This window comes from Trichlorobacter thiogenes (assembly GCF_900167465.1).
In the GTDB taxonomy this organism is placed as follows: domain Bacteria; phylum Desulfobacterota; class Desulfuromonadia; order Geobacterales; family Pseudopelobacteraceae; genus Trichlorobacter; species Trichlorobacter thiogenes.
The window spans coordinates 1-12,578 of sequence record NZ_FUWR01000035.1 but is presented as its reverse complement, the minus strand read 5'-3'; the positions used below and the strand labels follow the sequence as shown (position 1 = coordinate 12,578).

11 protein-coding genes are annotated in these 12,578 nt (G+C 49.4%); 7 read left to right on the top strand and 4 right to left on the bottom strand.

Annotated features, from left to right (window positions below):
- The 6 genes from tnpA (B5D39_RS16465) to B5D39_RS16440 form a co-directional block, all read left to right on the top strand.
- On the top strand, nucleotides 1-294 hold a 294-nt coding region (tnpA, locus tag B5D39_RS16465; RefSeq protein WP_078791392.1), incomplete at its 5' end, for an IS200/IS605 family transposase.
- A gap of 105 nt (nucleotides 295-399) precedes the next feature.
- Nucleotides 400-1,527, top strand: coding sequence for an ATP-binding protein (locus B5D39_RS16460; RefSeq protein WP_078791591.1), 1,128 nt, complete (start codon nucleotides 400-402; stop codon nucleotides 1,525-1,527).
- Nucleotides 1,528-1,642: 115 nt separating this feature from the next.
- Nucleotides 1,643-4,225, top strand: coding sequence for a type I restriction-modification system subunit M (locus tag B5D39_RS16455; protein WP_078791590.1), 2,583 nt, complete (start codon nucleotides 1,643-1,645; stop codon nucleotides 4,223-4,225).
- A gap of 1 nt (nucleotide 4,226) precedes the next feature.
- Nucleotides 4,227-5,462, top strand: a complete 1,236-nt coding sequence (locus B5D39_RS16450) for a restriction endonuclease subunit S (RefSeq protein WP_078791589.1) — start codon at nucleotides 4,227-4,229, stop codon at nucleotides 5,460-5,462.
- A 144-nt stretch (nucleotides 5,463-5,606) separates the two neighbouring features.
- Nucleotides 5,607-6,224 (top strand): protein adenylyltransferase Fic, encoded by a 618-nt coding sequence (gene fic / locus B5D39_RS16445; RefSeq protein WP_078791588.1) that lies wholly within the window; start codon nucleotides 5,607-5,609, stop codon nucleotides 6,222-6,224.
- Complete coding sequence (locus tag B5D39_RS16440) at nucleotides 6,224-9,361, top strand: type I restriction endonuclease subunit R, EcoR124 family (RefSeq protein ID WP_078791587.1); 3,138 nt, start codon at nucleotides 6,224-6,226, stop codon at nucleotides 9,359-9,361. Before fic ends, B5D39_RS16440 begins: the two co-directional genes overlap by 1 nt.
- A gap of 322 nt (nucleotides 9,362-9,683) precedes the next feature.
- On the opposite strand, the gene B5D39_RS16435 is transcribed toward B5D39_RS16440, so the two are convergent.
- The 4 genes from B5D39_RS16435 to B5D39_RS16420 form a co-directional block, all read right to left on the bottom strand.
- Nucleotides 9,684-10,478, bottom strand: a complete 795-nt coding sequence (locus tag B5D39_RS16435; protein WP_078791586.1) for a transporter — start codon at nucleotides 10,476-10,478, stop codon at nucleotides 9,684-9,686.
- A gap of 88 nt (nucleotides 10,479-10,566) precedes the next feature.
- Nucleotides 10,567-10,692, bottom strand: coding sequence for a hemin uptake protein HemP (gene hemP, locus B5D39_RS16430; protein ID WP_078791585.1), 126 nt, complete (start codon nucleotides 10,690-10,692; stop codon nucleotides 10,567-10,569).
- A 49-nt stretch (nucleotides 10,693-10,741) separates the two neighbouring features.
- Nucleotides 10,742-11,455: a DUF3793 family protein gene (locus tag B5D39_RS16425; protein WP_078791584.1), complete on the bottom strand. Its 714-nt coding sequence runs from the start codon at nucleotides 11,453-11,455 to the stop codon at nucleotides 10,742-10,744.
- A 121-nt stretch (nucleotides 11,456-11,576) separates the two neighbouring features.
- Nucleotides 11,577-12,029, bottom strand: a complete 453-nt coding sequence (locus B5D39_RS16420) for a Fur family transcriptional regulator (RefSeq protein ID WP_078791583.1) — start codon at nucleotides 12,027-12,029, stop codon at nucleotides 11,577-11,579.
- Between the two features lie 314 nt (nucleotides 12,030-12,343).
- Between B5D39_RS16420 and tnpA (B5D39_RS16415) the strand changes: the two genes are divergently transcribed.
- A partial coding sequence (gene tnpA / locus B5D39_RS16415; RefSeq protein ID WP_139366815.1) for an IS200/IS605 family transposase occupies nucleotides 12,344-12,578 on the top strand: 235 nt, incomplete at its 3' end.

Sequence of the window (12,578 nt, the reverse complement as noted above, 5' to 3'; positions counted from 1 at the left end):
AAGGAAGTTGAACTTATCGAGGGTCATGCCATGCCTGACCACATCCATCTGGTGTTGAGTATTCCACCGAAGTACAGTGTTTCGATGGTGATAGGGTATTTGAAAGGCAAGTCGGCAATTCATATTCACCGTAAGGCCGAAGGGGTCAAGAAAGGTTTTATCGGTCGGCACTTTTGGTCACGTGGTTACTGTGCCAGCACTATCGGCCTGGATGAAGAAATGATCCGGGCGTATGTAAGAGATCAAGAACATCTGGACAAACAAGAGGAGTTGGACTTCACCCAAAACCCTTAGCCCCTTTTAGGGGCTTTCCTCAAGCCACCGGCTCTGCCGGTGGTCATGACTTTTCATAATTGATACAATTCAAGATATATCAATTTATGAAATTTGGGGTGTATCATGTTTGTACGCAGCATTACACAACTGATCCGTGACGGTTTTGGGAAAGAGGGAACTGCTCTTATACTCTACGGCCCACGCCAGGCAGGAAAGACCACACTTGTCAAAGGGTTAATGGAACAATTTCCTGATTCGGTATCGTTCACCGGGGATGACCTGTACACACAATCGTTACTTGCCCAACATGAACTGGAACACCTGAAACGGGTCGTTGGTTCTGCAAAGATCATTTTTATAGATGAAGCGCAGCGGATCGAACATATCGGTCTGACTCTCAAGCTTTTGATTGATCACCTGCCGGTTACGGTTATTGCCTCCGGTTCGTCATCGTTTGAGCTTGCAGATCGCTTGAGCGAGCCTTTGACTGGAAGGGCGCGGACCTTCCATCTCTATCCACTTTCCTGGAAAGAACTGTCTGAAAAATACCGTATGACTTCACCAGACACTGCCCTGGAAGAGATGCTGCGCTACGGCATGTACCCCCGCGTTCATACATTGGAAAGCAATCAGGAAAAAGAAGAGTATCTTTACAGTTATCTTAACCAGTACCTGTATCGTGACCTGCTGGAGTTTGAGCAGATAAAGAAGCCGAAAAAGGTCGTTGATCTGCTGGTGCTGCTTGCCCACCAGATAGGAAAAGAAGTCGCAGTATCCGAACTGTCCAAAAGCCTGGGGCTTAGCCAGAAAACCGTGGAAAGCTATCTGGATATTCTGGAAAAGATGTTCGTTCTGGTAAATATTCGTGGTTTTAGTCGTAACCTCCGCAAAGAAGTAACCAAAACATCCCGTTATTATTTTGCCGACATCGGTCTCAGGAATGCTCTTGTCCGCTCGTTTGTTCCACTTTCCCTGCGTAGTGACACCGGTGATCTGTTCAAGAACTGGTTTGTTATGGAGCGGATCAAGCGCGCCGGAAATCAGCGCCGCTTTACCGACTTCTATTTCTGGCGCACCTACGACCAGCATGAAATTGATCTGGTGGAGGATATTGATGGAACATTGACCGGCTTTGAATGTAAATGGTCATCAAAGGCGCGGGTAAAAGTTCCGAAAGATTGGAGTGAAGCATATCCTGGAGCAGGTTTTGAGGTGGTGACACAGGCCAATTGGGCGACATGGCTGGAGTGACAGGTCTGCCTGAAGCTATTGCTATGAGCCAGTTGAGCGGCAGGTTTTGCACCCCCTGCCTGATGCCTCTGGGAGGTAAACCAATGCATTTCAGTTTTGAGAGGAACACCACGGTATGAACAAGCAACAACTGGCTGCAAAGATCTGGGAATCGGCCAACCAGATGCGTTCCAAGATAGAGGCCAACGAATACAAGGATTACATTCTCGGCTTTATTTTTTACAAATACCTTTCAGACAACCTGCTGAAATTCGCCAAAAAAGAGGGCTGCTCAGAAGATGATATCAAGGCGTTGTCAGAAGATGATGCCGAAACAGTCGAATATTTCAAAAGTAACATCGGTTATTTCATCGCCCATAACGATCTGTTTTCCACCTGGATAAGCCTGGGCAGGGATTTTGATGTTTCAAACGTGCGGGATGCTCTGTCCGCTTTCAGCCGTTTGATCAACCCGGCCCACCGGAAGCTGTTTGACGGGATTTTCAAGACCTTGGAAACCGGCTTAAGTAAACTGGGTGACAGCGCCGCATCCCAGACCAAGGCCATCAGCAACCTGCTCCAGTTGATAAAAGACATCCCCATGGATGGCAGACAGGACTACGACGTCCTGGGCTTTATCTATGAATATCTGATCGGGATGTTTGCGGCCAACGCCGGTAAAAAGGCAGGCGAATTCTACACCCCCCACGAAGTTTCGCTCCTGATGTCCGAGATTGTTGCCCACCATTTAAAGGACAGGAATGAGATCCAGATCTACGACCCAACCAGCGGTTCAGGGTCATTGTTGATCAACATTGGCCGCTGCGTCTCCCGGCAGATGCTTGATGCCAACAGCATCAAATATTACGCCCAGGAACTGAAGCAGAACACCTACAACCTGACCCGTATGAACCTGATTATGCGGGGCATTCTGGTGGACAATATCGTTACCCGCAACGGCGATACCCTGGAAGACGACTGGCCCTATTTTGACGAAACCGATCCGACCCACAGCTACAATCCGCTCTACGTGGATGCGGTGGTATCCAATCCCCCCTACTCGCAAAAATGGGATTCCAGCGACAAGGAAAGCGATCCCCGTTACGCCCGTTTTGGCCTGGCACCCAAATCCAAGGCCGACTACGCCTTTTTGCTCCATGAACTGTTTCACTTAAAGCCGGATGGCATTATGACCATTGTCTTGCCCCACGGTGTGCTGTTCCGTGGCGGTGAAGAGGGGGAAATCCGCAAGAAACTGATTGAAGGCAACCATATTGACGCCATTATCGGGCTGCCATCCAACATCTTCTTTGGCACCAGCATCCCCACGGTTATCATGGTGCTTCGGCAGCGGCGCGACCAGACCGACACCTTGATTATTGATGCCTCCAAAGGCTTTGAAAAAGTTGGCAAAAACAACAAACTGCGGGCCTCGGACATCAAGCGTATTGCCGATACGGTTCTGAGCCGGTCTGATCGTCCCACCTATTCCCGCAGGGTACCCCGCGAAGAGATCCGCAGCAACAGCTACAACCTGAACATCCCCCGCTATGTTGATGCAGCGGAAAGCGCTGAAAGCTGGGACATCCATGCCGCCATGTTCGGTGGCATCCCTCAGAGCGAGATTGACCTGCTTGCGCCGTACTGGGAAGCCTTGCCCGGTCTGCGGGATACCCTGTTTGCCAGCTTGGACGGCCCCTACGCCAGCCTGCAGGTAGTGGATCTGAAGCAGGCCATTACCGAACATGCCGCCGTGGCAGAGTTCAACAACCGGTTTGCCACCGCGTTTCAAGGTTTTGATCAGCTGCTGAAACAGCGCCTGCTGGATCAGATGGAGAGCATCTCCATTGTTCAGGAAGAAACCGTGCTGGGAGATGATATTTTTAGGCGGTTGGCAACCGTTCCCCTGATTGACCCCTACAGCGCCTATCAAGCCCTGGATGATGAATGGGGCAAGATCAGCGTAGATCTTGAAATCATCCAGACCGAGGGCTTTAGCGCCACCAGAAAAGTTGATCCAAACATGGTCATCAAGAAAAAGGATGGCAAGGATCACGAACTGCAGGATGGTTGGATAGGGCGGGTAATCCCCTTTAGCCTGGTGCAGCAAACCCTGCTTGTGCATGAATACGAAGCGCTGCAAAAGCTGGACAGACAGATTATTGCCATTGCCGCAGAGCTGGAAGAACAGTTTGAAGGCTTTAGCGAAGAAGAAAAGGATGCTGATTGCTTTAACGAAGAAAAAGACGGCTTTGTGGCCACAGAACTGGCCAAGGAAGCCAAACAGCTGCGGTCCGACAGCAAAAAGGGAGAAACCTTTGGGGAAGAATCATACGAGGCTCGGATTATCAAGGCAGATGATCTGCTGAAGGCAGAGAAAGAGCTGAAGAAACAGCGCAAGCTGGCTGCAGATGCTCTGCACCTGAAGACCAAGGCCACCATTGAAGGGCTAAGCGATCCGCAGGTGTACGATCTGCTGGAACGCAAATGGATTCACCCCCTGCTTGCTGCCCTGTACCAACAGCCCCGGACAGAGATTGCCTTCCTGATTGCCAGGGTGACAACGCTGGCTGAAAAGTACGCCACCACCTACAAAGGGGTGGTTGAACAGATGCAGGCTACCCAGCAGAGCCTGTCCGCCCTGATTGATGAACTGACCGGCAATGAATTTGATCTGCAAGGCTTGGCTGAGTTTCAGCAGTTGCTGCGGGGTGAATAAGATGGCAGACAGGCTCAAGGTACCGGAGTTGCGGTTTAAGGGGTTTGATGGGGAGTGGGAAGAGAAGAGGCTGGGAGACGTTGCTGAGGAATATTATGGCGGCGGTACACCAAGAACATCTGCAGCTGATTATTGGAATGGAAATATTCCATGGATTCAATCTTCTGATATACCAGAAGGGCAACTGTCAAATATCGAACCTCGAAAAGGGATATCTGAACAGGGTATAAAATCTTCTGCGACAAAACTTGTGCCTGAAAATTCTATTGCAATTGTAACACGTGTAGGCGTCGGAAAATTGGCCTTCATGCCTTATAAGTATTCGACGAGCCAAGATTTTTTGTCACTAAGCAAATTAAAAATTGATAGTTGGTTTGCAACGTACTTAATCTGGAAGAAAATTCAGAGTGAACTTCATTCCGTACAAGGGACTTCCATCAAAGGAATTACCAAAGAGGAGCTTCTCTCTAAAGCAATAATGGTCGCTCCCCCTGAAAAAGAACAATCCCAAATCGGCACCTTCTTCCAAAACCTCGACTCCCTGATCACCCTGCACCAGCGCAAGTATGACAAGCTGATGGTTGTAAAAAAAGCCATGCTGCACAAGATGTTTCCCAAAGAGGGTGCTGATCTGCCGGAGATCCGCTTCAAGGGGTTTACGGAAAAGTGGGAGCGGCGGACGTTGGGGGAGGTGACACCACTTCGTGGTGGTTTTGCTTTTCGGAGTAATGAGTTTACAAATGATGGTATACCAATAGTCAAAATATCTAATATTCTTTCTAACGGTACAATAGGTGGAGAATTTGATCGTTATACAGAAATAGAAGACGATGAAAGTTTTTCTTTGCCAGATAATGCAATAGTATTAGCTATGTCTGGTGCAACTACGGGTAAAGTAGCTGTACTTACCAAAGGAGTAAATTTAAAAGTCTATCAAAATCAGCGAGTAGGTTATTTTAAAAATACCGGCAAAATTGATTATTCGTTGATTTCTACGATTGTTCGTTCTGATTTATTTACTGTTCAATTGAATTCAGTTTTAGTGGCTGGGGCGCAGCCGAATGTTTCATCAAAAGATATTGATTTATTTGAGTTCACTTTCCCAACAAATAAAACAGAACAATCCCAAATCGGAACCTTCTTCCAAAAGCTCGACTCCCTGATCACCCTCCAGCAGCGCGAACTGGACAAGCTGAAAAACATCAAAAAGGCCTGCCTGGAAAAGATGTTTATTTAAATAAAGGATCTGCAGCATGAGCGAAAAACCAACCCTCCTCAATCCCCCCTTGTCAGGGGGGAAGCCTTTAAGCCTCCCCTGACAAGGGGAGGTTTGGAGGGGTTAGCCTTTGGTGCTAAAAAAACGACAGTAGGAGCAAAAACAATGACCCTGCCAAACAAATTAGGTCTGAACGACGAGCTGGAGCTGGCCCGCGCCGAAGAACGGCTCAGCAAGGCCAAAGCCTGCCAGATGTTTGCCAATGGCACGCTGGACAGCCTGCAGGCCGGAAGCTGGGACTCCCTGGCCGCAATCCACCGTTATCTTTTTTCAGAGATCTATGATTTTGCCGGACAGGTTCGCACGGTTAACATAGCCAAGGGCAGCTTTCGGTTTGTGCCGGTCATGTATCTGCAGGCAGCTCTTGAAAACGTTGAAGCCATGCCGCAAGCAACCTTTGATCAGATTATTGAAAAATATGTGGAGATGAACATAGCCCACCCTTTCCGCGAGGGAAACGGACGCAGCACCCGGATCTGGCTTAACGTGATGCTTAAAAAACAGCTTAAGCTGGTGGTTGACTGGAGCTGTGTTGACAAGAACGACTACCTGCTGGCAATGGAGCGCAGTCCGGTCAAGGATACCGAAATCAAGGTGCTTTTGCAGCAGGCCTTAACCGACAAAATCAATGACCGCAACTTGTATATGAAGGGGATTGACGCCAGCTATTTTTATGAAGGGTATCTGTTGTATAAAACCGCTGATCTGGGGGGAGAAGAGTAGTGACCTTTACCAAAGAAAGCGCGTTTGAAGACGCACTGGTGGAGATTCTTTCCCACAAAGGCTGGGAGCAGGATGTTATCACCTATCCCACTGAACAGGATCTGATCAAAAACTGGGCTAACATCCTGTATGACAATAACCGTGATGTTGACCGCCTGGGGGACTATCCGCTTACCGATAGCGAAATGCAGCAGATTCTGGAGCAGATTATCAACCTGCGTACCCCTTTGAAGCTGAACGGCTTCATTAACGGCAAGACCGTCTCCATAACCAGGGACAACCCCCATGATACCCTGCACTTCGGGAATCAGGTCAGCCTGAAGATATACGACCGGCGGGAGATTGCCGCCGGCCAGAGCCGCTATCAAATCGTCCGGCAACCCCAATTCCCCACAAAATCAAAAATTATGAGTGACCGTCGGGGTGATCTACTGCTGCTGATTAACGGTATGCCGGTGATACATATCGAACTGAAGAAAAGCGGCGTGTCTGTCAGCCAGGCCTGTCATCAGATTGAAAAGTACGCAGGCGAGGGGGTCTTTTCCGGCCTGTTTTCCCTGATCCAGATCTTTGTTGCCATGGAGCCGGAAGAGACGGTCTATTTTGCCAATCCCGGCCCTGATGGGAGGTTTAACAAGGATTTCTATTTTCACTGGGCTGACTTTAATAACGAACCGGTCAATGACTGGCAACAGATTGCCGACAAACTCCTTTCGATTCCCATGGCCCATCAGCTGATCGGCTTCTATACGGTGGCAGATGATTCCGATGGTGTGTTGAAGGTGATGCGCAGCTACCAGTATTACGCAGCCAACGCCATTTCGGATCGTGTTTCCAAGCTGGATTGGCAGTGTCACACCGGGCGGGGCGGCTATGTCTGGCATACCACCGGCTCTGGCAAGACCATGACCAGCTTCAAGTCAGCGCAACTGATAGCCAATTCAAGGGATGCTGACAAGGTGCTGTTTTTGATGGACCGGATCGAGCTTGGCAGCCAGTCGCTGCGGGAATACCGGAACTTTGCCGAAGAGCACGAAAGCGTTCAAGCCACCGAGAATACCGGTGTGCTGGTTGCCAAACTGAAAAGTGCTGATCCGGCAGATACCTTGATCGTTACCTCTATCCAGAAAATGAGCAACATCTACAGCGATGCCGATGGCTTGAACGCCCATGACATTGAGTTGATGAACGCCAAAAGAATAGTCTTTATTATTGATGAAGCCCACCGCTCCACCTTCGGGGATATGCTGGATACCATTAAAACCACCTTTTCTTTGGCACTTTTCTTTGGTTTTACCGGCACGCCGATCCATGAAGAAAACCAGAAGAAGCAAAGCACGACTGCTACGGTTTTCGGGGATGAGCTGCATCGTTACAGCATTGCCGACGGGATTAGAGATGAGAACGTGCTGGGGTTTGATCCCTACAAGGTGTTGACGTACAAGGACAGGGATCTGCGGGTAGCAGTGGCGCTTGAGCAGGCAAAGGCGAAGGATGAAGCCGAGGCCCTGGCCGATCCCCAAAAGAAGAAGGTCTTTAACACGTTTCTGCGTGACCTGAAAATGGCCGGTTTCACTGAAGCTTCCGGCGCATACGTCAAAGGGATTGAGGATTACCTGCCCCAAAGCCAGTATGAGCGTGATGAGCATCAGCAGAAGGTGGTTGAGGACATCGTTGTAAACTGGGTCACCTTAAGCCAGGGCGGTAAATTCCACGCTATTTTTGCCACCAGCAGCATACCGGAGGCTATTGCCTATTATCGTTTGCTGAAGGCCCAAAAGCCGGAGTTGAAAATCACCGCTCTCTTTGACTCGACTATCGACAACAACGGCGGGGCGAAAGGCAAAGAAGATGGACTGGTTGAAATTATTGAGGATTATAACCAACGCTACGGGCGGGATTTTTCCATCCCTACACATGCAGAGTTTAAAAGGGATATCGCTGCCCGCTTGGCTCACAAGAAGCCCCACATACGTATAGAAAACAGCCCGGAGCAGCAGCTGGATCTGTTGATTGTGGTTGATCAGATGCTGACCGGTTTTGATTCCAAATGGATCAACACCCTGTATATGGACAAGGTGTTGCGCTTTGAGAACATTATTCAGGCCTTTTCCCGTACCAATCGCCTGTTTGGCCCGGACAAGCCCTTTGGCACGATCCGCTATTACCGTCTGCCCCATACCATGGAGCAGAATATTAACAAGGCGGTTAAGCTTTATTCCGGTGATAAGCCGTTGGGTCTGTTTGTTGAGCGTCTGGACGAGAATCTGAAAAAAATGAATGCCATTTTTGAGGAGATTACTACGCTGTTCAGCAGGGCAGGTGTGCCAGATTTTACCAAACTTCCCGATGATCTGACCGAACGGGGAAAGTTTGCCAAGCTCTTCCGCGCATTTAACGCTCATCTGGAAGCTGCCAAGATCCAGCGATTTGTCTGGAGCCGCTCTCGCTACATCTTTGATAATGATCCGGATAATGCCGCAACGGTCATTGATCTTGCCTTTGATGAGAACAGTTACCTGGTGTTAGCCCTGCGGTACAAAGAGCTGTTTACCGGTGGAGGAGGAGGCGGTGGGGGGCTGGATGATGTTCCGTATGAAATTGACGGTTATCTGACCGAGATAGATACCGGCAAGATAGATGCGGATTACATGAATAGCAGGTTTGATAAATACCTGAAAATGCTTGAGCAGCCTGGGGTTGATCCGGACGAGGTGCGGCAGACATTGGACGAGGTGCATAAATCCTTTGCCTACCTGACCCAGGAAGAACAGAAGTTTGCCACGATCTTTTTGAATGATGTGCAGCGCGGTGATGCCGACCTGTCGGCAGGTCTGACAATCCGCGAGCAGATAACGCGCTACCGGGCCAATGCCAAAGACAAACAGATCAACGCTCTTATTCAGACCTTCGGGCTGGATGGGTCAAAGCTGAGAAACCTGTTGAATGCAGGAGTGACGGAAACGAACCTTAATCAATACGGTCGGTTTGATGAGTTGAAGGGTTCTGTAGACAAAGAAAAAGCCAGAAAGTTTTTTGAAGAACGGGAGGGGCTGGCGATTCCACCGTTTAAGGTGAACATGAAAACTGTTGACTTACTCAAAAAGTTCATTTTGAGTGGTGGTTTTGAGATGTGATAAAGAGCAAAAAAGCTCAATCTCACAGAGACGAAACAGGATGGATATAGTTACGTGTTTGTTCACGTTGATCAATGAGTACAGTTTCCTCCGCAACCATCACTGCCGCAACATCCCTTTTTCTTCCAGAGTGAGCGATAGAGGAGCCAGATGGCTCCTCCCGCAATTGCAATCATCAGTATACTATCCCACAGTCCCATCTTAGCCTCCCAGTCCCAGGAATCTGCCGCCCTGGTAGACGGCCGCAAAAGATCACAAAGATCTCAAAGAGAAAACAATTTCATTCTTTGTGTTCCTTGCGTTCTTTTGCGGCAATCAGGTGTTAGAATTTCAACACCAGTCCATACAGCGCAGTTACGTCAGTTTCTGGCCTGGTCAGACCAAATTTGATACCGGCATCAATATCCAGATGATCATTGATTTCATAACGCAGTCCGGTCAGGGCATAGACTGGCAGCTCGTTTGAGGTTTTATCAGGGTTGGTGGCCAGACCGAAATCAGCGACTGCAAACAGCCCTTTGGCAACTTCAGCCTCACCGGCAATGGAGCCGGACCAGAGGTTTCTGCGCTGAGAACCGTCATCTTCACGGTAGTGGTGGTACTCGTAGCCCAGGTTGGCATGCAGGGCATATGTGCCATCTTCAAACTCTTTGGTAGCGATCAGGGTGCTGCCAAACTGCCAGCGGCCTTCAGACAGGTCGGCGCTGTACTTACCGGTGGGCACAATCACACTGGGTTTAATCGCCAGATTAATACCGGCCAGCTCTGCAAACCGGTATTTCACTTCCAGGGTCATGTCGCCAAAGCCGTCAACATTTGAGATATCGCTATCAACATTGCTGCGCTCGTTGAACAGGTAGGGAATGGCCAAAGAGATCCCCAGATCCTTGAAGAGCCCGGTGGTGATCTTGACTTCTCCGTCCGCAGTAGTGGTTTTGGTGGTGGAACCGTCCACGGTATGCTTGTCATAGCCGTAGGAGCTGTTCAGTTCGATCTCAACCTTGCCGAAATCAACCGTACCGGCATCATCGGTGGCAAGTAGCGGGCCAGCCAGAACAGTACCGGCGGTAACGAGGGTGAATGAAAGGGCTAGCGTGGTTGAACGCAGTGCAGACATAAACAATCTCCTTGGGAGAGTTGTCTCTGGCTGGCTGCGCGGCGTAGAAGTACGCCTGTGGCTGGCTTGAGAGGTTAGAAAGAGTTGACTACTTGGTCAGGATTAACTTGTTGTTACTGGTTATTCTCAGGCGGTATTCTTCATCCGCGTGCATGATGACAATTTCCTGCAGTTTGCCGAACAGATCTGTACTGGTAATGATCCGCTTTTCCATAGTAGGTCTGCACCTCCTTTCCAGATCGTACGCATTTAGTCGCTGCAGGCTAGTGAAGAAGATGAAAATCGATATCATTATTCTGACGAAAAAAGGGATGTTCAGGATCTTTAATCTCAAGCATCTGCCGGTTACCGGTGGCGAGGATGGCACCCATACGTTGTCGGCAGCAGCGGTAGTCTTCTGCCAGACGCAGACTGTGCGCCGGGTTACCGTAGATTTTCCAGAGTGCCTGGCAGGTAAACGGCAGTTTCACCAATCCCATAAAAGCAGCCACATCCTTGGGGGGGTAGCCGATAAATAGGCCAATCTCATGGGGGAAACAGTCATGCTCAATAATCCGCTGTGTCAGCAGATCAAATAGTTCGTCCAGGCAGGCCTGGGGTTTGTAACCAGCCTTGTGAAGCAGTGTGCGGATACCGGCGTGAGACAGCTGCTGTTCCAGCTGTTTGCGGTTAAAGCACAACAGCAGCAAGGCGTTTGGTTTGGTCTTGAGCACAATAAACTCAAGTTTGCCAAGTCTGTAGGCAATCTGTTGTTGATGGTCCTGCCAGAGGTGGTACAGATTCCTGCCACAGGGTCTGGTCCTGTTAACCAGCGAAACAAGGTTGGCCGGTTTAACCCCGGCCAGCACTTCAGAACACTCCAGCATCAGATGCGCTGTCAGGCAATCAACTGGTGATACATATTTTGCAAGCAGTTCTGGGGTGACATGCGTGATGGGTACTCTGGTCTGTTGTCTGGCTGATTGATATGAGCCCATGGCTGCTCCTTTCTTGCTTGCAAATGAATTTTGTTATCAATAGCTGGGTAGAGAAAATATGTCAACGATTATTTGAAAGCAGGAAAATTGATAAAGGAGAATAGGTGCTGTTTGCGGGCCGTCAGCGGTTGGAGCAGGTATTGCAAACCCCATACATGACGATGGTTTTTGAGTCTATCTGTCCCCAGTCAGCGACATCGGCAGGTGGCTCCAGCGTATCAACAACAGGCCACTGAAAGTCAACAACACGCTTGCAGCGGCTGCAAATCAGGTGGTGGTGTGCTGCATACACTGCCTCAAACCGGGCCTGGCTTTCAGCAGTCTGGATACGGGAAACCAAGCCGTTGTCCTCCAGGGTGGTCAGGGTGCGATAGACCGTATCAAGTGAGATGGTCGGGAGTGTTGCCAGTAAGCGCTTGTGGAGTGTCTCGGCGGTCGGGTGATCAGGCTGATTGATCAGCTGACGGTAGATTTCTGTACGTTGATGGGTGACTTTCAGGCCGGCGTCTCTGCAGGCAGTTACAAACTGCTCCATCATCTGTTCTTGTTGCTGCTGGGTACAGGAAGTTGCCACGCGAGTACTCCGTTTCTCTATTACTTGGTAAGAATCATTACTTCTTACATCGCTTTTGTCAAGAAAACAGTTGCATGATCTGCTGGCCTCGTTACGCTACTGTCGCTTGCATGATTCTGTTTTCAGGTTACACTGAGATCATGCATGCTTTCATTTTCATGAGCGATGAACAAGGAGGAGGAGAGGTATGCCGGATAATTGAAGGTTTTCAGTAAACCACCGGCTCTGCCGGTGAGACTTGAAAAGGCTCTGCCGTTCCAGCGATAGTTCCTCCTGAGGAAAGCCCCTAAAGGCAATCAACAGGAGGAACTGCCATGCGAGAGTGGCAAAGTTTAGCCCATGTAAAATGGGAGTGCAAATATCATGTTGTGATCGTGCCGAAATACCGTAAGAAGGTTCTTTACGGCAGGCTTCGAGGAGAAGTTGGCAAAATCATCCGTCAGTTATGTCGGCAGAAGGAAGTTGAACTTATCGAGGGTCATGCCATGCCTGACCACATCCATCTGGTGTTGAGTATTCCACCGAAGTACAGTGTTTCGATGGTGATAG